Here is a 22903-nt window from a genome sequence, read left to right as displayed (position 1 = left end):
TTTTTGATTGAGGAACCGGTTATGGCGGAAGGCGGTGGGCGTGTCGTGCTAGAAGAGAGTTCTGAAAAGGAAGAGCGAGGTGGTTGCTTGAGTTCAGGAAGCCTGGAGCATCGTGGTCGGAGGCTGGGTTTTGCTTTGATGCGTAGACAGGTATCAAAGGAATATGGTCCTGATGATGGGCAGCGGGGAGAGCCGCGAGGGAGAGTGGCTCAGGCAGTTGAACTTTCCAGTGAGTTTTTTGCGAGTGTTGTTGTTGGTGTTGTACTGGGGTTGGGGTTTGATAGGCTAGTGGATTCGTCGCCGTGGGGGTTGGTGTTCTTCCTTCTTCTTGGATTTGCTGCTGGTGTATTGAATGTTCTTCGGTTTGTGGGGTACGTGTCCTCCGACCGGCTAGGTGAGAATGGCGCGCGGCGTCAAGATAGAGAGACCGATAAAAGGTTTGACAGATGAGGTTGAAGTGATGTCACAAGCTCCAGATCCTATTCATCAGTTTGAGGTTTTACGATTAGTCAATATTTCTTTAGGAAATATAGATTTGTCGTTTACGAATGTATCATTCTTTGTAGTAGCCACTGTCGTTGTGACGTCAGTTTTTCTTTTTATTTCGTCGTCAAGTCGCGGATTGGTTCCTACACGGATGCAGTCTATTTCAGAAATGGCGTATGAATTCGTAGCGTCAACCTTGCGGGAGTCTTCGGGTCTGCAGGGGATGCAATTTTTTCCTTTAGTTTTTTCGCTGTTTACTTTCATTTTGGTTGCTAATTTTATTGGCCTTTTCCCCTATTTTTACACGGTTACTTCTCAGATAATGATCACTTTTTCATTGGCGATGTTAGTTATTTTGACCGTTATTGGCTACGGTTTTTGCAAGCATGGGCTTTGTTTTTTAAGATTGTTTGTCCCCAGTGGTGTTCCTGTTGTAGTTTTGCCTTTGGTGACTATGATTGAGGTGATTTCTTTTTTTTCTCGTCCTATCAGTCTCTCTCTTCGTCTGTTTGCCAATATGCTTGCTGGCCATATCACTCTTAAAGTTTTTTCTGGTTTTGTTGTCTCGATGATCGGGGCTGGGATTATGGGCGTTGGTGGTGCGGTTTTACCGCTTGTCATGACTGTCGCAATTACCGCCCTTGAGGTTTTGGTTGCGTTTCTTCAGGCTTATGTTTTCACGGTCTTAACTTGTATGTATCTGAATGATGCGGTTCATCCAGGACATTAATTAAGCTGGCGGTTTTTCGTCAAATATTGTAATTGTGCGTTAAAGGAGAATGATATGGAATTGGTGCTTGCAGCGAAGTATATTGGTGCTGGTCTCGCTTGTTTTGGTATGGCTGGGACAGCTCTTGGTCTTGGCAATATTTTCGGTAGTTATCTTTCCGGTGCATTAAGAAATCCATCCGCGGCAGATGGTCAGTTTGGTCGTCTGGTTTTTGGTTTTGCTGTGACGGAAGCTTTGGGTATTTTTTCGTTGCTTGTTGCTTTGCTGCTCCTTTTTGCAGTTTAATAGTTTTCAAGAGGGTATGTCTATTTTTTCTATGAGGGGTGGGCGTGCCTTTTGCGGTTTAGCTGAGAAGATGTTAGTTGGTGAGCACCAGTCTTAAGAGAGAGGTTGGGCGGGTTGTTTGAAGGATGAAATGAAATGCTTGTTTCTCGGGCTTATGCGTATGATATTGAGACGCCGATGGAGCGTATCAAAAATGCAGCGGAGCATGCGGAGCGCGTTTTTCCTCCCTTTGATTTGGCACATTTTGGTTCGCACCTTTTTTGGTTAGCGATTTCTTTTGGGCTTTTTTATCTTTTCATATCTCGTGTAATTGCGCCGCGCATTGGTGGTGTCATTGAAACGCGTCGGGATCGAATTGCATCCGATTTAGATCAGGCAATGCGTTTGAAGCAGGAGGCCGATGTCGTGGTTGAGACATATGAGAAGAGGTTAGCTGATGCTCGTTTAAAGGCACATGCTATTGCGCAAGCTGCTGGTGAAAAAATAAAAGAGAAGGCTGAGCTTGAACGAAAAGAGGTTGAGGAAAGTTTAGAGAAAAAGCTGACAGATGCTGAAAAACGGATAGCAAAAATTCGAGATAAAGCTATGCGAAATGTGGGATCGATTGCGGAAGAATTGACTCTTGAAATTGTAAAAAAATTGATTGACACTGATGTAAACAAGGAAGATGTTAGTTCGGCTGTCAAAGCTGCAAGCTTTTAGGGATTACGATGATGACGGATACTTTTTGGTCCTTAGTTGGGTTGGTTCTTTTTATAATTCTTCTGATCTATTTTAAAATTCCAGATATGATTGTACGTCATCTCGATATGCGGGCGAAGCGTATCAAGGATGAACTTGATGAGGCCCTTCGTCTTCGTGAAGAGGCGCAGGAAATCCTGGCTGAGTATCAGCGTAAACATGCAGAAGCAGAGAAAGATGCGCAGGAAATTGTCATCGCAGCTAAGCGTGAAGTTGAAGCGGTTGTCGCTGAGGCTCGTGCAAGAGCGGAAGAGTATGTGAAAAACCGCAATAAGTTGGCAGAACAGAAAATTGCACAGGCAGAGGCTGATGCAATACGCGTGGTTTCTTCATCTGCTGTTGATTTAGCGGTTTCTGCTGCACGTACGCTCATCGCTAAGGAGTTGGATTCTGATGATAGAGCCGGCGAGCTCATTAGAAAATCTCTTACCGAGGAAACTCTCGCGAAAATGAAAACGTATCTTAATTGATGGTCGAGAGAAGCGTTTTTTAGGGCTGATTCTTTTTATTAAGGTGCGGCTTCTTTTTTTTGGTTTCTTTGCTGTTTGTAGTTGAGTTTCAAAATTTTTCGGAATCACGGTACGTGGTTGGTTTGTGGTATTTTACCAAGGTACTTAACGGAGAAGTTTTCGAAGATGAAAAGGAGCGAGGTTGCGCCTTTGTCACTTTAGAGGTGATCAAATCTTCCTTTTTAGTTTAGACTACAAGCTTTGAAAAATTTGCGAGGGCTTTTGCGGTGATGCTGATACGCTTGAGAAGAGCGAGGCGATTGTTCCGAATATTGGGGTTTTGGTCGTTTACCAATATTTTTTCGAAGAATACGTCTATAAATTTTCCAAGTGGCACGAGCTCATTTAATGCAAGTGATAAGTTTCTTGTGCCCACGCGGCTGAGGATCTTCTCAACCTCAATGATTTTTTGATAAAGCTGTTTTTCTTCAGTTTTTACAAAAAGTTCGGGGTTGACTCCGCTCGTTAGCATTTCGCCTTTTTGAAGTTCATTCTCGAGGATGTTTTCAGTGCGTTTTATCGCAACTAAGAGGTTGTTTCCGTCCTCTGTATTTATGAATGAGGCAAGTGTTTCTGTATGGCGAAAAATTAATAAAAAATCATCAGAATTTTTGTCCAAAACTGCCTCAATAATATCGTAGCGGGCACCTTCTTCTTTTAGATAAATTTTTAGACGTTCATGAAAAAACGACAAGAGATCAAGCAGGACGTCCTCTGTTTTTTCTAGAACTATTTTGGAGGATTTTTCAGTTTTGATATGAGATATATTATACTTAAGTTTTTGCTGCGAGAAAAGGCTTTCTGCAAAGACAAAGAGTGGCATAAGGTTGATTTTCCAATCATGTGAAAGCACTAGTCTGATAATTCCTTGTGCTGCCCGTCTTAATGCATAGGGGTCTTTCGAGCCAGTTGGCTTTTCGTTTATGATCCAAAAACCAACGAGCGTATCGATTTTGTCAGCTAGCGCAACCGCCGTGGCAATGGGTTCTTCAGGGACACGATCTTTTGGTCCTTGGGGTTTATAGTGATCTTCTATTGCTTCAGCTACACGAGGATCTTCTCCCTGAATGAGCGCATATTTTCGTCCCATAATCCCTTGTAGTTCAGGAAACTCTCCAACAACTTCTGTTTGCAAGTCTGCTTTTGCAAGGATTGCTGCGCGTTTAGCTAAAAGAGCGTCGGCATGTACTAAAGGGGCAATTTTTTGTGCCAGAGCTGCGATTCGCTCCACTCTAGCACCTTGCGTACCCAATTTTGCATGAAAGGTCACATTTAAGTGATCAAGCTGCGCCATTCGCTGGTCGAGGGGTTTACTTAAATTGAGGTCGAATTTTTTAACAGAGTATTTTAACTGTTGAGTGTCTAGCAAATTGTGCTGGTCTGTTTGCCAAAAATAAAGTGCGTCAGAAAGGCGGGCACGTACAACTCTGCTGTTTCCTTTAGAAATCTCCTTTCCCTCATCATTTGCAAAAATATTAGAGATGAGAATAAAATGGTGAGAGAGTTTGGCTAATTCACCTCGTCTACGGGTTACAAAGCATTTTTGATTAGCTCTAATGGTCAAGCGAGTAATTTCTGGGGGAATATCAAGGAAAGATTCATCGAAACTTCCCATGAGCACAACAGGCCACTCAACGAGTCCCGCAACTTCTTCTAAGAGAGCACTGTCTTGAACTAATTCTAGGCCATTTGCAAAACATAGGTTTTGAGCGTCTGCTAAAATGATATTTTTTCGTCTTTCTGCATCCAGGATGACCTTGTTGGCTTCAAGTTTGGCTATATAGTCATCAAAACGGCGGATTCGGATAGGCTTGCCATCACTTAGAAAACGGTGACCGTAGGTTAGGTCGTTGCTTACAAGAGAGTCGATCACAAAAGGAATAACTCGCGTTTCGCCAATTTCTGGTCCGAAAATGCAGAGAATATTCTGTAAAGGACGAATCCACTTTAATGCTCTGCTTTTTATTGAATCTTTGCCCCAACGCATAGATTTTGGCCATGGGAAATTTCGGATAATATCTGGTAAAACATCGGCAATAATTTCTTCTGCATCTCGACCTTTTTTTGTGATTTTGGCTATATAAAAATCGCCATTTTTACCATTATGCGCAATATCTGCTTCAGAAATATCATTCAATCCCGTCGCTCGCAGGAAACCATCGATGACGTGTTGCGGTGATTTTACACTGGGCCCTTTTCGTTCTTCATAAATATCTTTTGAGCGTAGAGAAAGACCTCGTACATCTAATGTTAGTCGGCGGGGAGTCCAATATTCACGGGCAGCTTGATATGTTAAGCCTGCATTAGTAAGTTTATCTGTGACGCATTTTTTGAGGTCAGCTGCAGCTTTCCTCTGCATGCGGGCAGGCATTTCTTCGCTGAAAAGTTCAAGCAGCAGGTCAGACATTAGGCCTCTCCGTTAATGTGTGTTTTGCAGGCTTCGGTGAGTAAAAACGCTTCACCACAACGGCGTGCAAGATCACGAACGCGAAGTAGGTAACTTTGCCGTTCAGTTACAGAAATTACGCCACGTGCTTGCAACAGATTGAAGATATGACTTGCCTTAATGCACTGATCATAAGCTGGAAAAACACATGGGTATGAGTTATTTTTTTCGTCCGTCTTGTTGGCTTCAAGGAGCGAGATGCATTCGCGTTCCGCATCAATAAAATGTTTATGTAATAACTCTGTGTCGGCGAGTTCAAAATTATAGTATGAATATTCCTGCTCCGCTTGCAAAAAAACATCCCTATAAGTTATCTTATCCTCTCCTTCTAAACCGTTGAAGTTAAGATCATAAACATTATCAATACCTTGTATGTACATTGCCAAACGCTCAAGCCCATAGGTGAGTTCTCCAGAAACGGGGGCGCATTCAATGCCGCAGATTTGCTGAAAGTAAGTGAATTGAGAGACTTCCATACCATCGCACCAGCACTCCCACCCGAGCCCCCAGGCACCGAGTGTCGGACTCTCCCAATCATCTTCGACAAAGCGAACATCATGGAGTTTCGTATCAAGGCCGATGAATTCCAGGGATTTTATATAAAGATCTTGCAAATTTTTGGGTGATGGCTTGAGCAGCACTTGGAATTGATAATAGTGTTGTAAACGATTTGGATTTTTTCCGTATCGACCATCTGCTGGACGCCTAGAAGGTTGGACGTAAGCTACTTTCCATGGACGCGGTCCTAATGAACGCAATGTTGTAGCTGGGTGAAAAGTTCCAGCTCCAACTTCCATATCGTAAGGTTGCAGAATTGCACATCCATGATTAGCCCAATAATTTTGCAAGGTTAAAATTAACCCTTGAAAAGAACGTGCAGGGTTGAGATATTCAGGAAATTCCACGCTTTGTACCCTTTAATTGTTTAATTAAAAGACGGCAGCCAAAGGTTTTTTTTGGCCTCTATCATTGTCTATTGTCTCACACGGCTATGGTCAAGTACCGTTGTTCATTGCAAACCAAATTTCAATTTTTCTTGGATTTTTTGAGAATTTTTCGGTTTTCCATCGATCGCATGATTCCACTGAAATACCGCTTCACGTTTTCGTCCTACTTGCCAATAAGCATCACCTAGATGATCATTTAGTGTTGGGTCTTCAGGTTGTAATTTGACAGCAGATTCCAATAGGTCAACAGCTTTATCGTATTGTTTAAGCTTATAATAGGCCCATCCCAGAGAATCCAAAATATGACTATTTTGAGATTGTAATGTGGAGGCTTTTTGTAGCATTTGAAGTGATTCTTCAAGTTTTTCATCACGATCAACAAGGGAATAAGCGAGATAATTAAGGACTTGTGGCTGATCTGGGACAAAATTGAGCGCTTTCCTCAGGTCAAGTTCGGCTTTTGACCACTGCTGTAAACGTTCAAAAGCAATGCCGCGCTGATAAAAAAGCTTCCAATCGTCTCGCTGAAAGCTTTTTATTTGCGCAATAGCGCGATCCATAACCTGGGCGGCTTCAGAAAATTTATTGTCTTGCATATAAATAGCGGCCAACGTTATAAAAATATGACGATCATTAGGAAATTTGTCATTTAACGATGTAAGTAATTGAATAGCTTCGTTGTAGTTGTTGTTGCGTGCGAAAATAAGAGAAAGCCATAATTGCCCGCTTTTATAGTAAGGAGAGTTGGATGGTAGGGCGCGATAAAATTTAATCGCCTGATCTAAGTTATTCAGTCTTGCGGATGTGTCTGCCAATTGAAACAGAGCGGCATCATTTTGGGGGTTTAATGCCAGGGATAATTGTTGAAAAATACGCGCAATGCGCTCTGAGTCTTTTCGATTGAGTTCCGTTCCGAAATTATATAGTACCTCGCTTGCTCCTTGCTGAGGCGTTTTGATCAATCTCTCTAAGGTGGCGCCTTTTTCGATCTTTTCTCGAATACTCGTGAGTATTTCTCGTCTTTGCAATGTTTGTTCGCCGTGCTTGAGAGTTTGAATAGCCTGTTTGCGCATTTTATGATGCAGTTGGAAGGAAGCGTATGCTATAACAATGCGTTCGTAGGTATTCGGTGCGATAAAGGGACCTTGTCGGTTATTAAGCGCTTGAGTGAAATATTTTTCTGCGTCCTGTGTACGTCCTGCTAAATCGCTCATGAGCGCAAGATGGTAGTTTGTGAAAAGGTTGTACCAGACAGGGCCGTGTATATTTTTAAGGTCAGCGATCGCTTGAGAGTGATGTCCAGACCCGAATGTTGCCCAAAAACTGATCAATTCAGGAATTGGATTGTTGGGCGTCGGAGATGTTTGTGATTGCGATTGCAGAATATTTTTGGCACTTTTGTAATCTCTTTCGATAATATTTTGTACCGATAATGTTAGAGATACAAAAGGAGTTATAATGCCTTGTTCCTTCAGCCGTTGGGCCTGCTTAACAGCTTCTTTAAAGGAACCTACAGACAGCATTACTTCGAGGATATCCATTTGTGCATTAATATTTTTAGGCTGATGAGCGAGGGCCCGCTTAAAATAATTGATGGCCAAATCTATTTTGTTTTCATGATTCGCAACCCTTCCAGCTAAGTAAGCACCTGCGAACGAAGCTGCGTTTGTCGTGGTACTGGTTTTGCTATGGGTGAGGGATGGCATCAGCACGACAACTGCGATAAAGAAAGCAAAAAAGTGTGATGTTATTGTGCTGCGCATAAAGCTAATCCTTTTTAAGATAATCAGTTGAGTACGCGGTTTATAATTTATATTCGATCATTTCGTTTAAAAATACCACGATGGTTGCGATTAATTAGTTTATACGGGCGATACAAAAATTGACAGCCTCAACCAAAGCATTGTGGGCGGGGCTATCATCCATCAAAGAAAGAGCACTGATTGCATGTTTTCCGTGAGTTTTAGCTTGCTTTATCGTATCTGTTAGACCGTCATACTTTTCTATTAAATGCTGGGCGTGCGCAAAGTCTTCATCATTGCTGCTGCTATTTTTAAGTGCTTTTTTCCAAAACATTTTTTCTGCGGCATTTCCCCGTTCGTGTGCAAGAATGACGGGCATTGTAATTTTTCCTTCTCGGAAATCATCACCTACATTTTTTCCCAAGTGTTTTGTGATTCCACCATAATCGAGCGCATCATCGACCAACTGGAATGCCATTCCTAGCGATGCTCCATATTCGCGCAATGCAGAACGCTCTTTGTATCCGTAGTCAGTAATGATTGGTCCTATTTCAGCTGCAGCCGAAAAAAGTACAGCCGTTTTTGCGTTGATGATTCTAAGGTAATCTGAGACACTTGTCTCTATATTTTTCGCTGCAGAAAGTTGCATAACTTCGCCTTCAGCAATAATTGCAGCAGCGTTTGCTAGGACGGAGAGCGCCTCTATGGAACCAACGTCAACCATTAATTTGAAAGCTTGCCCTAACAGAAAATCACCAACGAGTATACTGGCCTGGTTTCCCCAAATCGTGCGTGCAGTAGATTTGCCGCGTCTCAAGCTGCTTTCGTCGATTACATCATCATGTAACAATGTTGCTGTATGCATGAATTCAACTGCCGTTGCGAGTTTTATGTGTCCACCATTTTTGTAACCAAACATATGGGCGGAGGCTAAGGTTATCATTGGGCGCAACCGTTTCCCTCCCGATGAGATAAGATGGTCAGAAATTTCAGGTATCATCTCAACATCTGATTTCGACATAGAAAGGATAAGCTGGTCCACGCGCTTCATATCATCTTTGGTAAGGCTGATAAGGGATCGGAGAGAAATTAGATTGTCTTTTGTATCTGGTCTTGTGGCAGCACTCAATGTGTTTTCTCCTAGAGTATTGCGGTGGGCTATATGAATGTTATTTCGTCTACAGCATAAAGGGGACTCTGCTTCGGTTCAAGTTTTGATGTTACGTTGAAGTACGAGTCTCAGATAATATTTATGAGGAAGATTTTTAATGTTTGCGTAATTTAATTTTTATGAAATTATGGGAATTTAAGGCACCTTATATTTTAGAAACAGCAAATTATGAAAAAACGTAAATTGTGACGATGAATATCAGGCTTTTATATGAATAATAAAACGAATCATAGTGACGAAACAGTTGACGGGTTTCATCGTGGGAGATTTTATTTAGTTCAGCCGCGTTTGCGTGGTCATCGTTCTGGCATGGATGCTATGTTGTTGGCTGGTTTGGTTCCCAGTGATTTTAAAGGTAGGGTTGTTGATTTGGGTGCTGGTGCCGGTGCGGCGGGATTAGCTGTTGCATCGCGTTGTTCAGAGGTTTCTATCACATTGGTTGAGCGGTCGGATTTTATGGCATATTATGCTCAAAAAACGCTCATGCTGAAGCAAAATGAGAAATTTGTTGATAGGGTTTGCCTGTTAAAGGCAGATGTTACATTTAGGGGAAAGAATCGTTTGGAGTCAGGATTATTAGATAATACTTTTGATTTTGCGATTATGAATCCGCCTTTTAATAGTTCTGCGGATCGCAAAACTCCTGACAAACAGAAGTTTGAGGCGCACGTTATGCCTGATGCGATGTTTGATAATTGGTTGCGAAGCGCGGCAGCCATTGTTAAACCTGGTGGGTATTTGGGGTTAATTGCGCGTCCGCGATCGCTGACTGATATTCTGCATGCTTTGAAAGGGCGTTTTGGTAATGTTTGTATAATTCCTGTTCATGCGCGCTCTGAAACAGCTGCAATTCGTATCTTGCTTTATGCAAAACGGGGAAGCAGAGCAGCTTCATCTTTGTTGCCACCGTTGATTATGCACGAGAACAACAGCCAGACTTTTTCGCCTCGGATTGACGCCGTTAATAATGGGCGCATAAGCCTGTGGGAACTTTTTTAATGGTGTCTTGTGTTTTCCAATTTATCATTTAAATTCGGGCCGGTTCTTTTCCTCAAGGGAGGTTTTAATTTCAGATGAATTTGGGTTCTATCGCGCGATTTGGGTTGCTTTTGGAACTTTTTGCATAGTTATGTTCTTCCTTTTTTGATCCTGCTTGTTCGCTTTCTTTTGATTTATAGAGGTATTATTTTGGTTAATGTTATAAAAAATCTTGTCTCCTGCTGTTTTTGTCCCAGTAAACTTGAGATCCCTGTGGTGCGTCTCCATGGGATGGTTGCCGGTTCTGACTCATTGGTATCGCGTACGCTTTCATTGGGTAAGTGCGCTAACCTTTTAGACAAAGCTTTTGCTTATAAGAAAGCGCCGGCCGTTGCCATTATCGTTAATTCTCCCGGCGGTTCGCCTGTACAATCGCATCTCATCTTTAAGCGTATTCGCGATTTGGCAAAAGAAAAAAACAAGAAGGTTCTTGTATTCGTCGAGGATGTGGCAGCGTCAGGGGGATATATGATTGCTTGTGCTGGGGATGAAATTTTTGCTGATCCATCTTCGGTTGTTGGTTCTATCGGGGTTGTTTCTGCTTCTTTTGGTTTTCCTGAGCTTTTGAAAAAAATTGGTGTGGAGCGCCGTGTGCACACGGCCGGAAAAAATAAGGTTGTGTTAGATCCATTTCAGCCGGAAAAGAAAGAAGATGTTGAACGCTTAGAATCCCTGCAACTTGAAATTCATCAAACTTTTATCGATTTGGTTAAGGTGCGCCGTGCAGAGAAGTTGTCAGATGACTCAGATCTTTTTACAGGAATGTTTTGGAGTGGAAAGAAGAGCGTTGAGCTTGGTCTTGTTGATGAATTAAATGATGTGCGTTCTGTTATTAAGACGCGGTTTGGTGACGATGCTAAGCTTCGATTAATTGCTCCTCCGAGAAATTTATTAGGGTATAAAACGTCTTTAGGCGTTACGTCTAATGTGGTTTATACAGCGGTTGATAGTGCGTTTATGGTAGCTGAGGAACGGGCGTTATGGCAACGTTATGGTTTATGATATATGCTGTATTGGTAGGTAATCTCCTTTAAGAGCGCATGTTAGAAGAGAGAATTTTAAACGATATGAGCAATTGTTCGTGGCCTTTTGTTTTTGTGGCGTACTGAGAAACAATTATGAAGGGCGTATCTTGTCTGCGTAAAGGCTGGTTTGTTGTGTGTACGATACGAGGTGCTTTCATAGGTATTGCGTTAGTTGAATGTTTCTTGAGATGATATTGAATGTACAAGCTTTGTTCAAATGGCACTGTTAGTTTGTTTACGCCTATTAAGTTGAATTTGGCTCTGCACGTCGTTGGCCGGCGCGCTGATGGATATCACTTAATAGAGAGCTTGGTTTATTTTAGTCTCAGTGGTGATTATTTGAGTTGTACTCCCTCTGAAAATGATGGTTTTGTTTTAACGGGCCCTTTCGCTGATAGGCTCGTTCCTGACACAGGTAATTTGGTTGTTCGTGCGCGTGATTTCATGCGTAAAATGTTTCCTGAATTTGCTAGACCTGCTTTTTTTCGACTCGTTAAAACATTGCCAGTCGCTTCAGGGATTGGCGGTGGTTCTGGCAATGCAGCTGGTGTTATGAGTATACTGCGTCGACAATGGAATCTTGATTGTCCCTATGAAAAATTAGCAAGAATGGGTTTAGAACTTGGCGCTGATGTACCGATGTGCTTTTCTGCATTAGAATGTTATCAGCCCCTTTTCGTTACAGGAATTGGACAAAATATGATACGGCTAAAAGATGCTTGCTCTCTTGCGGTGGTGCTGGTTAATCATGGTCAGCAAATTGCTACGGAAGCCGTTTTTAATGCTTTAGAAGAACGCTATAATTCTCCTTTAAAAATTGATCCAATGGTTTTGAGGACGGTGTACTCACTGGTTGAGGCGTTGCGGGAAACGCGTAACGATCTTTTTGCTCCTGCATTTAAAATTTCTCCTCGATTATCTGAAGTTTTAAATGTTTTGGATGAGAGCGGATCTCTTCTTTCTCGCATGTCAGGGGCTGGTGCTACTTGTTTTGGTATTTTTAAAGATGAAAAAGAGGCACAGCGGGCGGCTCTTTTTATTAAATCTATTCGTCCAGATTGGTTTGTTAGGCCTATAGTGACGTTAGGAAGGCTTCGAATACGTAAAGTGAGGACATGATTTTTGTCAATGATTATACTGCGCGAGATATTGAGGTGCCGTTATGAAATTTTTGATCAGGTTTGCGTAGTGGTGTAGTTAAAATATGGTGAACGATATTTAAGAAAATCGGGTTTCTGTATGCTCTTTGTGTTTTTGTATTGTTGTGCTTACGTGAAAAGTGTGGAGGCCCGGTGTTTCGTTTTCGTTATAAGACTTGTGAAAAATGGGTGGGGGTGCAAAAATAAATACATGTGTCAGTTACGTTGATAATTCATCCAATATGTTTGATCTATTACTTGAACCACATTTTTCGTACGAATTAGATTTGCAGAAACAGGGGTTCTCGCATGTCGCAGGTGTTGATGAAGTAGGGCGTGGCCCTCTTGCTGGCCCTGTTGTGACGGCGGCGGTCATTTTGGATAAAAATCATATACCGGATGGATTGAATGATTCAAAAAAACTTTCCGCTAAGAGGCGTAGCGGACTTTATCATGAAATTTTAAAAACTGCGTTAGCGGTTTCGATTGCTAGTTTGTGTTCCCGCACCATTGATCAGTGTAATATTAGAGAAGCAACTTTGGAGGCGATGCGCCGCTGTATCATGGGATTGGCGGTGCCAGCTCATTATGCATTAATTGATGGGCGCGATATTCCCTCTAAGCTGCTATGTCCAGCAACTGCTTTGATTAAAGGTGATCAGCGTTCGGTTTCAATTGCTGCGGCATCTATTGTTGCTAAGGTAACGCGTGATCAGATGATGGAGCGCGCTGGACAGGTTTATAAAGAGTATGGTTTAGAGAAGCACGTAGGCTATCCAACGTTGGCGCATCGTTTAGCTCTCGATAAATATGGGCCGGTTGTAGGACTGCATCGTTACAGTTTTACACCCATAAAAGGGCGCTATAGGAGTGATATATCGTGAAGATTCTTCCCCTAAACAGTGATTCGATGAAAGAAGCGGTCGTACTTCTGGAACGGGGGAGGTTGGTGGCGCTGCCGACAGAAACCGTCTACGGATTGGCTGGAGATGCAACTAATGGGGAAGCAGTAGCCGCTATTTTTTCTACAAAAGGCCGGCCGAAGTTTAATCCCCTGATTGTCCACGTAGGCAGCATCGCTATGGCAGAGTGCCATGTTGAAATTGATACTATTTCACGTCGATTGATGGAAGCATTTTGGCCCGGTCCATTGACATTAATTTTACCTTTAAAATTGCATCATAATATTCATCCTTTGACTACTGCTGGTCTTGATACGCTTGCTGTTCGTTTTCCGGACAGCTGTTTCGCCGAGGTCGTACGATATTTTGGTAGACCTTTAGCTGCTCCTAGTGCAAATCGATCAGGGCGTCTCAGTCCCACTTCAGCTGAAGCAGTTTTTGCATCTTTAGGGAGATCAGTTCCTTTGATTATTGACGGAGGGCCTTCTAAAATTGGGCTTGAGTCAACGATCATTAAAGTTTGTGGCGAAAGTGTTTATCTCTTGCGTCCCGGAGGGCTCTCTGCCAAGAGTATTGAAGATGTCACGGGGAGACCGCTGAAACGGTTGGATCAGCGGATGGCGATTGAGGCACCTGGTATGTTGAATTCGCATTACGCGCCTAATGCTGCGGTTCGTCTGAATGTGAAAAAGGTAGAATATGGTGAAGCACTTTTGGCATTTGGTCTCAAACGCGTTATGGGAGTTGAAAATGCTATTTCTGTGCTAAATCTTAGTGAAAGCGGGAAGTTAGAAGAGGCTGCTTCTCGCTTGTTTCAATACATGAGACAGTTGGATTCGCTTAAAGTGAGGTCTATTGCAGTGGAACCTGTACCGTTGCATGGGCTTGGTGAGGCTATCAATGATCGTTTAATACGCGCCTCTGCTCCAAAGGAAGAGTGAAAATGGAGCAGGATTTGATTGAGAGATTCAGAGAAATTGTTGGCACTGCGCATGCTATAACGGATGAGGCTTTAATTGCGCCATATTTGTCAGAAGAACGTGGGATTTTTCATGGAAAAACGTCGTTAGTTTTACGGCCATCTTCTACGAAGGAGGTATCATCGATTATGCAATTGGCTAGCCAAACGTGCACACCAATTGTACCTCAGGGCGGAAATACAGGTCTCGTTGGTGGTCAGCAGCCGGATAACAGTGGGGGTGGCGTTATTTTATCCATGGAACGATTAAACAAGATCAGATGTATTGATCTCGAGGGTAGTTTCGCTGTTGTAGAGGCTGGTGTTGTCTTACGCAGTTTACAGGAAAAAGTAGATGGAACTGATCTTTTTTTTCCTCTTTCTTTGGCTTCGGAAGGTTCTTGTCAAATAGGAGGAAACCTTTCGTCTAACGCTGGAGGTACGGCTGTTTTGGCTTATGGAAATATGCGTGAGCTTTGTCTTGGTTTGGAAGTTGTTTTGCCTGATGGCCAAATTTTGGATGATTTGCGTTTTGTAAAAAAAGACAATAGTGGCTATGATTTAAAAAATCTTTTCATCGGCGCAGAGGGGACTTTAGGGATTATAACTGCTGCTGTTTTGAAGCTTTTTCCAAAAGTAAAGGGCAAGGCAGTTGCTTTTGTAGGGTTACAAAGTCCAGCTAAGGCCCTCGCATTTTTGTCTCTTTCTCAACGTTGTGGAGGAGAGATGTTGACCGGTTTTGAGCTAATGGGAAAGCTCAGCTTGAAGATGGCTCTGGATTATAACAGATGCCAAGGTTCCCCTTTTAGGCATGATCATGAATGGTACGTACTGATTAATATTGTGTCATTGCGGAGTGGTGATGAAGCGTCATTGGTGCTCAATGGTATTTTGGAGGATTCTTTTAAAAGTGGTGTGATAGAGGATGCGGTTATTGCGCAATCATTGAAGCAGCAAGATTTTTTTTGGCAATTACGGGAAAGTATTTCGTATGCACAAAAATTGGCAGGAGGGTCGATTAAGCATGATATCGCGGTACCTGTTGCCTTTATACCTGATTTTATTGCTGAGGCATCCTTTATCGTTGAAGATATTTCTCCTGGTGCGCGGGTGGTTTGTTTCGGCCACATGGGTGATGGAAATTTGCATTACAATGTTACGCAGCCTATTGGAGCCGATACTGAGGCATTTTTGCAATTATGGTCCCAGATGAATCGTCGTATTCACGATTTAGTGATACGCTATCAGGGTGCATTTTCTGCTGAACACGGGATTGGTCAGCTTAAGCGTGGAGAGCTTCGTGCGTTTAAGTCACCTGTCGCGCTAGATTTGATGCAGAAGATTAAAAAAACACTCGACCCTTTAGGAATTATGAATCCTGGAAAAATATTATAGCTTGAGAATGGTAGATTTTATTGCGTATTCATATTTAGGTTTTGATAACCAAAAGATGAACTCTTCCATTTTTATTCAGCCTTTTAATGACCCAACGAAAAAAAACTGCTAGAAGGAGTGTGTTATTAAAATAATTGGGAAACTGTTATGGCTGATCGAGGCTTTAATCAGGCAAAAGCGGGGGTTGAATTTCGTTTGGATCCGTTTTATTTGCCGCAAACAACAACGTATTTTTCGCCAAAAACGGGTAATGAAATGACCTGTTCATTGGGCGAGAGTGGTGTTTTTCTTAAAACAGATTCTTCCTCAAGTTTGCTGCATTTGGTTCCGGCTTGTCATTACAGAGGGATTTCAGCACGTACAGTAAAAACTCCTTCAGGAGATAGGGCAGTTGCATTAGAGCTGTTTCATGTAGATGAAGAATCTTGTATCCCACTTTTGGTTTCTAGGGACTTGAATAATGTTCTCCTGGATTGGCGATTGTGGGCCGATATTTATAATCTTCCTATGCTCATGATTAACGAGGACGGCAGCAGTGTGGTTGTTAAAGAACGTTCTGATCTGCGTCGATTTTTTCATAGAACATTACGTTGTAAACGAAAGCGCTTCTCCCTTCGTTGTGGTGGCTCGCTGGGTCTGCGCTTGATAATGTTTGATCAGGTTGCAATCTAACGATGATTGCATGGGCAATTTTTGCATACCAGGTTGATGGGCGCTCTGCGGTCTGTACAGCTCTCCTACGACGATAAAGGACTTCGCATCTAGTTTTAAGCTTTGTGCATAAAAGGCCTAAACGGATACAAAAAACAAATAATGTCTGGTTGAGGTGCAGCGCTCTTGTGTTCAATGATTTGTATTTTATTTATTTTGTAGTGGAAACGAGTTTCCTCGTTTCACAGTTTTTTGCGTTTGATGGCAAATTTAATGTTCTGAAAAAAAATGCAGAGATATAAAATAGTTGGCAATTCACGCACATATATTGTCGTATGACATATACGACTATTGAAAAATAAAGTTTGAAAAATTCACTGTTCTCTCGTAACAGCTCGCCATCCAATATCGCGCCGAGCAAAACCTTCAGGCCAATCAATACAATCGACAGCTTTGTAAGCACGCTTTTGTGCCTGTGCAATGGTTTCTCCTACCGCTGTTACGTTTAAAACACGTCCACCATTGGCAATTAACTCTCCGTTGCGCAATGCTGTACCAGCTTGAAAAATTTTTACACCTGGGAGCGTATTCGCTTTATCAATATTGCGGATGATGCCGCCTTTTTTGGGAGAATCCGGATATCCCTTGGCAGCCATGACTACGGTCAAAGCGGATTTTTTAGACCATTTAAGAGGTTTTTTCTCAAGCTTTCCTTGGGCTGTTGCAAGGAGGATCGGAAGAATATCGTCTTCGAAACGCAGCATTAAAACCTGACATTCAGGGTCACCGAATCTTACATTAAACTCAATTAATTCAGGCCCTTTTTGGGTTATCATTAATCCAACGAAGAGAATGCCTTTAAAGGGTGCTCCCATTTCATTCATGCTGTATAGGGTTGGTTCAACAATTTCTTTAAGGGTACGATCAATCATTTCTTCCGTCATTAAAGGGGCCGGTGAATAAGCGCCCATGCCACCGGTATTAGCTCCAGTATCGCCGTCACCGACACGTTTATGATCTTGTGCTGACCCGAAAGGGAGAGCGATTTTACCGTCACAGAGGCAGAAGAAACTTGCTTCTTCACCTTCAAGAAAGGATTCCACGACAATTTTGGCGTCTGTATTATTCCCGGTATTACTGAGGCAAGCATCAACTGCATTGTATGCTTCCTCTATTGTCGTCGCAACAACAACACCCTTACCGGCGGCTAGGCCATCAGCTTTAATGACAATGGGAACGCCCTGTTGATGGATATACGTTTTTGCTTCCAGAGCATCACTAAAGCAATGGTAGGTGCCCGTAGGGATGTTATTTTTACGACATAAGTCTTTCGTAAAAGCCTTTGAACCTTCTAATTGGGCGGCTTTCTGAGTTGGTCCGAATACATAGATGCCAGCGCTATTAAGAGAGTCTGTTATGCCAGCAACTAACGGTGCTTCCGGTCCAACGACCACCAGGTCGATGGAATGTGTCTTGCAAAAATCAACAACGAGGGGATGGTTATTGATATCTAAATCAATATTTTCACCCAATTCCGTTGTTGCAGGATTTCCAGGAGCACAATATAATTTTGTCAACAGTGGTGATGCTGCTATTTTCCATGCTAGAGCATGTTCTCGCCCGCCTGAGCCAATAAGAAGAATGTTCATTGTCTGCTCCTACTACAGAAGAAGGTGATTCGGTCATTTTTCTTGTCATAAGAATGAAATGCCTCTATCGCAAGACAAAAGGTGAAACTATTTTATGAAAAAAAGTAAAAATATCGTACGTATTCAATCTTGTGAGAGTCATGGACAGGTTGCGGATGCTTCTTCTAAGTGGGTCTACCATTTTCTTCCACATTCTTTGTTGTTTTATGCTCAACTGGCACGTTGGGATCGGCCCATTGGGTGGCAGTTGTTGATGTGGCCCTGTTTTTGGTCAACGACTATGGCCTTTTTCTCTCATGAAATGATTCGATTGCCTCTTTTACCAATCTTGGGTAATTGGCTCTGGTATCTTTTACTTTTTTTTCTGGGGTCCGTGGCTATGCGGGGCGCGGGGTGTACGTGGAATGATCTTGTCGATCATAGGATTGATTCTCAAGTGGAACGGACACGTTCTCGTCCGTTGCCGACAGGACACGTGAGCCGGTTTCAAGCAAAAGTTTTTATATTGGTGCAGTGCTTGATCGGTTTGGTCGTCTTATCTCGATTTAATGTATTCAGTTTTTTTCTGGGTGTTTCGTCATTGGTAGCGGTAGCGGTTTATCCTTTCATGAAACGTGTAACGTATTGGCCGCAATTTTTTCTGGGTATTGCATTTAACTGGGGGGCATTGATGGGATGGGCGGTTGTGTATGGAAGTTTGAGTTTAGCGCCGATTTTACTTTATGCGGGATCAATTTTGTGGACGATAGGATATGACACAATTTATGCGCACCAGGACAAAGAGGATGATTCGACCGTTGGTCTACGCTCTACGGCGCTTCTTTTTGGCAAAGGCACCAAGTGCGCGCTTATGTTTTTGTATAGCGGTTTTGTCGTCTTAGTCGGCTTAGCGTTTTATCTGTCGCAGGTTCCTATTGTGGGATTTTTAGGGCTTTTTGCTGCAAGCATTCATATGTGCATTCAAATTAAGGTCATTGATATAGACGATAGCTTACAATGTTTGGGGCTTTTTAGATCTAATTCATTTGTCGGTTTTTTAATCTTTGCCGGTTTAGTATGCGGTGGCGTATGGACAGCAGTTTACCGCACAGTCTGACAATGATAAATTGGGTGATCATTGTGCTGCACGGTGTTGTGGGTGGTTTTTGTTTTTTATAGCCAGAGTTTTCTTGTTTGGGTTTCGTAGTCTTTTACTGAATTTCGCGGACTTTTAAGAAGTGCATTAGAGTCAAATGGGCTAAGGGTAAAGTTTTTTCTTCTGCCAATCAACACAATCAATCGAATTTCGTGTAAAAAGTACGCGATCATGTAAACGAAATGGACGATCGCACCAAAATTCTATGGAAAGAGGTTTGACTCGGAATCCAGACCAATGAGGTGGACGCGGGATATTGCCCACAGCATAGCGTGCAGTGTATTTGGCAATTGCCTCTTCAAGGATAAAGCGGTTTTCTAGCGGACGAGATTGTTTGGATGCCCACGCACCAATGCGGCTGCCGCGCGGTCGCGATTGGAAATAAGCATCGGCTTCCCGAGTGCTCACTTTTTCAACAATTCCTCTAATTCGAACTTGGCGGAGAAGAGATTTCCAATGAAAACCCAAAGATGCTTTCATTGATTTCAAAATTTCCTGTCCTTTAGAACTTTCGTAGTTGGTATAGAAAACAAAACCTTGAGAATCGAAATCTTTGAGAAGAACCATACGAACGTTGGGTAATCCAGTTTCGTCGACCGTTGCTAATGCCATAGCATTAGGATCATTTATTTCGTTCGCTATAGCCTCTTCAAGCCAATTGCCGAAAAGCGTGAAAGGTTCTTGCGCTTGTGTGAAATCATGATCGGATTGTACTTTGTTATTCATAATATCTCCGGATATCATTGAACGGAAGTGGGGTATTCCCCGATATATTTTAAGTTACTCTGAATTATTAAGGAACAAGTAACAGATACATTTTTTTGCGGTGTTTTTATAATTTTTATCGTTAGCATAAAATGAAAAGAGCCGTATTAGGTACAAAAATGCTTATTTTACCTAGTATTTTAGTCTCTTTATGGACATATAGACGAAGAGGAAATATTCTATGGGATGGCTGACAGTACTATGAGAGGTGTTGGGTAGCTCATCGCTTGGTGTTTTGGAAACAAAAGGACTGAAAAGAGGACAATATGCGTGATCCCTATACAGTTTTGGGTGTGGATCGTACTGCTGAATCGCGGGAAATTAAGTCTGCATTCAGAAAATTAGCAAAGAAATATCATCCAGATCACAATATGGATGATATAAAAGCCAAAGAAAGATTTTCTGAAATTAATCAGGCTTATGAGATTATAGGTGATAAAGATAAAAGAGCTCAATTTGATCGCGGTGAAATTGATGTGGAGGGAAAACCAATTCATCGGGCTTATGGTGCTGGTGGAAATTTCCGAGATAGATACGATCCTTTTTCGGAAGGAGCGAAGGGGTTTGATTTTGGTTATTCAGGTGGTTCCAGTTTTGATGCGAGCAATGTTTTTCGTGATTTATTTGAAAGGGGTGGAGGTTCCTCAAACTCTTCGCAATATAACCATAATCGCAATCAGTTTAAGCAAGGGGCTCATATTCGTGCCAATCTTACAGTGACATTGGAGCAGATGGTTGGTGCTGAAAGATTGGAAGTCGTTTTTCCTAATGGAAAAAAGTTAAAAATTAAGCTTCCAGATTACGTAGAAGATGGGCAGACCATACGTCTAAAAGGTCAGGGAGAAGAGGGAGCATACGGTGAGGCGGGAGATGCATTGGTGACCGTCCAGATTCGCAAACATCCTCGTTTGCGAGTTGAAGGAAGAGCCCTCCATCTTGATTTGCCGGTTTCTCTTAAACATGCTGTGCTTGGAGCAAAGGAAGAAATCGAGACTTTAGAGGGGCGAGTTGCCGTAAAAATTCCTGCATGGTCGAGTTCTGATCGTATTTTACGGTTGAAAGGAAAGGGACTCTATCTGAAAAACGGTCAAAGGGACGACCTTTATGTACATATTCGTATCATGTTACCGGAAGGCGGAGACGCAGAGTTGGAACAATTTTTTCGGACACAGAAAGATTAGCTTTTAAATTATTAAAAGCGTAGTTTCTATTCGACTTGAAATCAATTACTTGAAGAAAAGTTCGACCTATGTCATAGGCAGAGGGTAATGTTGATTTCAAGGAGCAGGGCAGTGCTGATGGCTAATGTTAATGGTTTATTGTGCGGAAAGCGTGGTTTAATTTTGGGGCTGGCCAATAATCGCTCTATCGCTTGGGGAATAGCTAAAGCGGTTAGTGCAGCGGGGGCGGAGCTTGCTTTTACTTATCAGGGAGAGGCAATAAAAAAGCGCGTTGAGCCTTTAGCTGAAGAACTGAATGGGATTGTTTGCGGTCATTGTGATGTTTCTGATAGCGCATCTATTGACGCAGTTTTTAAAGAAATAGAAACCAAATGGGGGAAATTGGATTTTTTAGTTCATGCTGTTGGTTTTTCTGATAAAGATGAATTGAGTGGTCGCTATGTTGATGTGAGCGAATCAAATTTTATGATGACAATGAATGTTTCTGTTTATTCCTTAACGGCTCTTGCCCGGCGGGCAGAAAAATTGATGTCGGACGGTGGTTCGATTTTAACATTGAGCTATTATGGTGCAGAAAAGGTTGTTCCTAATTACAATGTTATGGGAGTTGCTAAGGCGGCTCTTGAAGCGAGCATGAAGTACCTAGCAGTGGATTTAGGTCCTAAGAATATTCGTGTTAACGCTATATCTGCTGGGCCGATTAAAACACTGGCTGCTTCTGGTATCGGTGATTTCCGTTATATTTTAAAATGGAATGAGTACAATGCGCCTTTGCGTCGTACGGTAACGATCGAAGATGTGGGTGATTCAGCTCTTTACCTTCTTTCAGATTTATCCCGTTCTGTTACAGGTGAGGTGCATCATGTGGATTCTGGCTATAACGTAATAGGAATGAAAGCTGTTGATGCGCCGGATATTTCTGTCGTTAAAGAGTAAAGTTTATGAGGTCTTGTTCGACGACGATAAATTGACTAGGACCGGCGTGGTTGGCAGTCTTCGTGAATGAGAGGCTGCGTTCGCGCGGGGTCGGTGCGCTGTGGTTGTGTGTGCGTGGTAGAGGGACAGGGCGTTTTCCGTGTCGTGTAGCGCATCGAGTCGTTCGTTTTGTATAACGGCGTGGATTAAGGGTCGTGATGTCGCTCTTGGTTGTATCATAGATGGTTGTCCTTCAAGGATTGTTTGCGGTTTTTTTTTCATTTCTCAACTGTTGAAATATTTCTATTTGGTCTTTCGGATATCCGATATTATCTAATAAAGGTTAAGCTGGGACGGTTTAGCCGTGCGATGCAGAGTCGAGAGCAAGATCAAGTGGAGATTCTTTTGGGAATTGTTGTTCAAGGCGAGGCAACGTTGACGACAGCGGGGGCGTTGGTTTTTATATTTACCAAGATGCGGGGGCAGAATTCTAATGATTATAGTTCCATCGCTTACCAAGTATCACTTAAGTTATACAGATTATACTTGTGGCGTTGATATGACGTTCGTGATAGCGACTGACATTCGTGATATTAATTGCGCTTGTCAGGACTGATCACAGGTTGATAATGATCCATTTTTTACGCCTGATGCAGGGATAGTGTAGATTTTTAGCGGTTACTTTGATGAATTACGCGAAAGTAAGCTATATGTTGGTTTCTATCGCTGAGGTTGTTGAAGAAGACGTTCTCGCGAGGCTAGGAGCACTAATTTATGCAAGGCTAGATCGAATATTTCTTCGTTATTAATGTCTATTAATGCTGTTAAGGGGGGCAAGATTGGTGATGGATTTTCTGCAGCCCTTTTGATTAGATGAAGAAAATGCAGATGAAAGGTGTATGGAGAAGGGTGGGAGGCTGTTTTTTGTCTAATCATGCTTGCGGTATTTTTAGGTGGGGTATCAAGCGGGAAGCTTATCGCTCTATATTATATTTTTCTGTTAAGCTGATTTCGTCAATTTTGTTTCCTCACTGCCTGGTTGATGTTGATGGTAAGGATGTAAAGGTCATAACAGAGGGGTGATACGGTCCGT

23 protein-coding genes and 1 pseudogene are annotated in these 22903 nt (G+C 42.4%); 18 read left to right on the top strand and 6 right to left on the bottom strand.

Annotated features, from left to right (window positions below):
* The first annotated feature begins 21 nt into the window (after window positions 1–21).
* From WCP75_RS00930 to WCP75_RS00910, 5 genes are all read left to right on the top strand, one after another.
* A complete protein-coding gene (locus tag WCP75_RS00930; protein WP_336276376.1) occupies window positions 22–450 on the top strand; it encodes an AtpZ/AtpI family protein in 429 nt (142 codons plus the stop codon).
* A gap of 7 nt (window positions 451–457) precedes the next feature.
* Window positions 458–1216, top strand: coding sequence for a F0F1 ATP synthase subunit A (locus tag WCP75_RS00925; protein WP_336276444.1), 759 nt, complete (start codon window positions 458–460; stop codon window positions 1214–1216).
* A gap of 54 nt (window positions 1217–1270) precedes the next feature.
* Window positions 1271–1501 carry a F0F1 ATP synthase subunit C gene (locus tag WCP75_RS00920; protein WP_336276375.1) on the top strand — a complete coding sequence of 77 codons (231 nt, stop codon included), beginning with the start codon at window positions 1271–1273 and terminating at the stop codon, window positions 1499–1501.
* Between the two features lie 135 nt (window positions 1502–1636).
* On the top strand, window positions 1637–2203 hold the full coding sequence (locus WCP75_RS00915) for a F0F1 ATP synthase subunit B (protein WP_336276374.1): 567 nt from the start codon (window positions 1637–1639) through the stop codon (window positions 2201–2203).
* An 11-nt stretch (window positions 2204–2214) separates the two neighbouring features.
* Window positions 2215–2712: a F0F1 ATP synthase subunit B gene (locus tag WCP75_RS00910; RefSeq protein ID WP_336276443.1), complete on the top strand. Its 498-nt coding sequence runs from the start codon at window positions 2215–2217 to the stop codon at window positions 2710–2712.
* A gap of 226 nt (window positions 2713–2938) precedes the next feature.
* Here the strand turns inward: WCP75_RS00910 and glyS are convergent, their stop codons facing one another.
* The 4 genes from glyS to WCP75_RS00890 form a co-directional block, all read right to left on the bottom strand.
* The gene (gene glyS, locus WCP75_RS00905; RefSeq protein WP_336276373.1) at window positions 2939–5158 is read right to left on the bottom strand and encodes a glycine--tRNA ligase subunit beta; all 2220 of its coding nucleotides are present in this window, start codon (window positions 5156–5158) and stop codon (window positions 2939–2941) included.
* Window positions 5158–6102 (bottom strand): glycine--tRNA ligase subunit alpha, encoded by a 945-nt coding sequence (locus WCP75_RS00900; protein WP_336276372.1) that lies wholly within the window; start codon window positions 6100–6102, stop codon window positions 5158–5160. Before WCP75_RS00900 ends, glyS begins: the two co-directional genes overlap by 1 nt.
* Window positions 6103–6206: 104 nt before the next feature.
* On the bottom strand, window positions 6207–7907 hold the full coding sequence (locus WCP75_RS00895; RefSeq protein ID WP_336276371.1) for a tetratricopeptide repeat protein: 1701 nt from the start codon (window positions 7905–7907) through the stop codon (window positions 6207–6209).
* Between the two features lie 94 nt (window positions 7908–8001).
* A complete protein-coding gene (locus tag WCP75_RS00890; RefSeq protein WP_336276370.1) occupies window positions 8002–9015 on the bottom strand; it encodes a polyprenyl synthetase family protein in 1014 nt (337 codons plus the stop codon).
* Between the two features lie 252 nt (window positions 9016–9267).
* Between WCP75_RS00890 and WCP75_RS00885 the strand changes: the two genes are divergently transcribed.
* The 7 genes and pseudogenes from WCP75_RS00885 to WCP75_RS00855 all read left to right on the top strand — a co-directional run bounded on the left by WCP75_RS00885 (window position 9268) and on the right by WCP75_RS00855 (window position 16186).
* Window positions 9268–10056 carry a tRNA1(Val) (adenine(37)-N6)-methyltransferase gene (locus WCP75_RS00885; RefSeq protein WP_336276369.1) on the top strand — a complete coding sequence of 263 codons (789 nt, stop codon included), beginning with the start codon at window positions 9268–9270 and terminating at the stop codon, window positions 10054–10056.
* Window positions 10057–10245: 189 nt separating this feature from the next.
* The gene (locus WCP75_RS00880) at window positions 10246–11097 is read left to right on the top strand and encodes a S49 family peptidase (RefSeq protein WP_336276442.1); all 852 of its coding nucleotides are present in this window, start codon (window positions 10246–10248) and stop codon (window positions 11095–11097) included.
* Window positions 11098–11308: 211 nt separating this feature from the next.
* Window positions 11309–12239: pseudogene (locus WCP75_RS00875) on the top strand (4-(cytidine 5'-diphospho)-2-C-methyl-D-erythritol kinase).
* A 262-nt stretch (window positions 12240–12501) separates the two neighbouring features.
* On the top strand, window positions 12502–13143 hold the full coding sequence (gene rnhB, locus WCP75_RS00870; RefSeq protein ID WP_336276368.1) for a ribonuclease HII: 642 nt from the start codon (window positions 12502–12504) through the stop codon (window positions 13141–13143).
* Window positions 13140–14102: an L-threonylcarbamoyladenylate synthase gene (locus tag WCP75_RS00865; protein ID WP_336276367.1), complete on the top strand. Its 963-nt coding sequence runs from the start codon at window positions 13140–13142 to the stop codon at window positions 14100–14102. Before rnhB ends, WCP75_RS00865 begins: the two co-directional genes overlap by 4 nt.
* Window positions 14103–14104: 2 nt before the next feature.
* Complete coding sequence (locus WCP75_RS00860; RefSeq protein WP_336276366.1) at window positions 14105–15514, top strand: FAD-binding oxidoreductase; 1410 nt, start codon at window positions 14105–14107, stop codon at window positions 15512–15514.
* Window positions 15515–15661: 147 nt separating this feature from the next.
* Window positions 15662–16186 carry a DUF6101 family protein gene (locus WCP75_RS00855; RefSeq protein WP_336276365.1) on the top strand — a complete coding sequence of 175 codons (525 nt, stop codon included), beginning with the start codon at window positions 15662–15664 and terminating at the stop codon, window positions 16184–16186.
* Between the two features lie 353 nt (window positions 16187–16539).
* Here the strand turns inward: WCP75_RS00855 and purD are convergent, their stop codons facing one another.
* Window positions 16540–17814 (bottom strand): phosphoribosylamine--glycine ligase, encoded by a 1275-nt coding sequence (gene purD, locus WCP75_RS00850; RefSeq protein WP_336276364.1) that lies wholly within the window; start codon window positions 17812–17814, stop codon window positions 16540–16542.
* A 94-nt stretch (window positions 17815–17908) separates the two neighbouring features.
* Between purD and ubiA the strand changes: the two genes are divergently transcribed.
* On the top strand, window positions 17909–18910 hold the full coding sequence (gene ubiA / locus WCP75_RS00845; RefSeq protein WP_336276363.1) for a 4-hydroxybenzoate octaprenyltransferase: 1002 nt from the start codon (window positions 17909–17911) through the stop codon (window positions 18908–18910).
* Between the two features lie 141 nt (window positions 18911–19051).
* On the opposite strand, the gene pdxH is transcribed toward ubiA, so the two are convergent.
* A complete protein-coding gene (pdxH, locus tag WCP75_RS00840; RefSeq protein WP_336276362.1) occupies window positions 19052–19675 on the bottom strand; it encodes a pyridoxamine 5'-phosphate oxidase in 624 nt (207 codons plus the stop codon).
* 305 nt (window positions 19676–19980) lie between these two features.
* Between pdxH and WCP75_RS00835 the strand changes: the two genes are divergently transcribed.
* The 5 genes from WCP75_RS00835 (at window position 19981) to WCP75_RS00815 (ending at window position 22893) form a co-directional block, all read left to right on the top strand.
* Window positions 19981–20895: a DnaJ C-terminal domain-containing protein gene (locus WCP75_RS00835; RefSeq protein ID WP_336276361.1), complete on the top strand. Its 915-nt coding sequence runs from the start codon at window positions 19981–19983 to the stop codon at window positions 20893–20895.
* Window positions 20896–21012: 117 nt separating this feature from the next.
* The gene (fabI, locus tag WCP75_RS00830; RefSeq protein ID WP_336276360.1) at window positions 21013–21831 is read left to right on the top strand and encodes an enoyl-ACP reductase FabI; all 819 of its coding nucleotides are present in this window, start codon (window positions 21013–21015) and stop codon (window positions 21829–21831) included.
* Window positions 21832–22179: 348 nt separating this feature from the next.
* Window positions 22180–22368 (top strand): hypothetical protein, encoded by a 189-nt coding sequence (locus tag WCP75_RS00825; RefSeq protein WP_336276359.1) that lies wholly within the window; start codon window positions 22180–22182, stop codon window positions 22366–22368.
* Window positions 22369–22496: 128 nt separating this feature from the next.
* Window positions 22497–22619, top strand: coding sequence for a hypothetical protein (locus WCP75_RS00820; RefSeq protein ID WP_336276358.1), 123 nt, complete (start codon window positions 22497–22499; stop codon window positions 22617–22619).
* Window positions 22620–22683: 64 nt separating this feature from the next.
* Window positions 22684–22893 (top strand): hypothetical protein, encoded by a 210-nt coding sequence (locus WCP75_RS00815; RefSeq protein ID WP_336276357.1) that lies wholly within the window; start codon window positions 22684–22686, stop codon window positions 22891–22893.
* Window positions 22894–22903 lie beyond the last annotated feature (10 nt).

The sequence above is a fragment of the Bartonella numerosa genome (genome assembly GCF_037070845.1).
GTDB lineage: Bacteria > Pseudomonadota > Alphaproteobacteria > Rhizobiales > Rhizobiaceae > Bartonella.
Note: the sequence above shows the minus strand (reverse complement) of the source record. Positions and strands in the feature narration are given on the sequence as shown.

Bases quoted from the DNA above. Each gene is read 5' to 3' on its own strand.
- WCP75_RS00920 (WP_336276375.1), top strand. From the start codon at position 1,271: ATGGAATTGGTGCTTGCAGCGAAGTATATTGGTGCTGGTCTCGCTTGT.
- ubiA (WP_336276363.1), top strand. From the start codon at position 17,909: ATGAAAAAAAGTAAAAATATCGTACGTATTCAATCTTGTGAGAGTCAT.
- purD (WP_336276364.1), bottom strand. From the start codon at position 17,814: ATGAACATTCTTCTTATTGGCTCAGGCGGGCGAGAACATGCTCTAGCA.
- WCP75_RS00885 (WP_336276369.1), top strand. From the start codon at position 9,268: ATGAATAATAAAACGAATCATAGTGACGAAACAGTTGACGGGTTTCAT.
- WCP75_RS00855 (WP_336276365.1), top strand. From the start codon at position 15,662: ATGGCTGATCGAGGCTTTAATCAGGCAAAAGCGGGGGTTGAATTTCGT.
- WCP75_RS00860 (WP_336276366.1), top strand. From the start codon at position 14,105: ATGGAGCAGGATTTGATTGAGAGATTCAGAGAAATTGTTGGCACTGCG.
- glyS (WP_336276373.1), bottom strand. From the start codon at position 5,158: ATGTCTGACCTGCTGCTTGAACTTTTCAGCGAAGAAATGCCTGCCCGC.
- WCP75_RS00835 (WP_336276361.1), top strand. From the start codon at position 19,981: ATGCGTGATCCCTATACAGTTTTGGGTGTGGATCGTACTGCTGAATCG.
- WCP75_RS00930 (WP_336276376.1), top strand. From the start codon at position 22: ATGGCGGAAGGCGGTGGGCGTGTCGTGCTAGAAGAGAGTTCTGAAAAG.
- WCP75_RS00895 (WP_336276371.1), bottom strand. From the start codon at position 7,907: ATGCGCAGCACAATAACATCACACTTTTTTGCTTTCTTTATCGCAGTT.
- WCP75_RS00820 (WP_336276358.1), top strand. From the start codon at position 22,497: ATGAATTACGCGAAAGTAAGCTATATGTTGGTTTCTATCGCTGAGGTT.
- pdxH (WP_336276362.1), bottom strand. From the start codon at position 19,675: ATGAATAACAAAGTACAATCCGATCATGATTTCACACAAGCGCAAGAA.
- WCP75_RS00910 (WP_336276443.1), top strand. From the start codon at position 2,215: ATGACGGATACTTTTTGGTCCTTAGTTGGGTTGGTTCTTTTTATAATT.
- WCP75_RS00915 (WP_336276374.1), top strand. From the start codon at position 1,637: ATGCTTGTTTCTCGGGCTTATGCGTATGATATTGAGACGCCGATGGAG.
- WCP75_RS00825 (WP_336276359.1), top strand. From the start codon at position 22,180: ATGCAGAGTCGAGAGCAAGATCAAGTGGAGATTCTTTTGGGAATTGTT.
- fabI (WP_336276360.1), top strand. From the start codon at position 21,013: ATGGCTAATGTTAATGGTTTATTGTGCGGAAAGCGTGGTTTAATTTTG.
- WCP75_RS00815 (WP_336276357.1), top strand. From the start codon at position 22,684: ATGAAGAAAATGCAGATGAAAGGTGTATGGAGAAGGGTGGGAGGCTGT.
- rnhB (WP_336276368.1), top strand. From the start codon at position 12,502: ATGTTTGATCTATTACTTGAACCACATTTTTCGTACGAATTAGATTTG.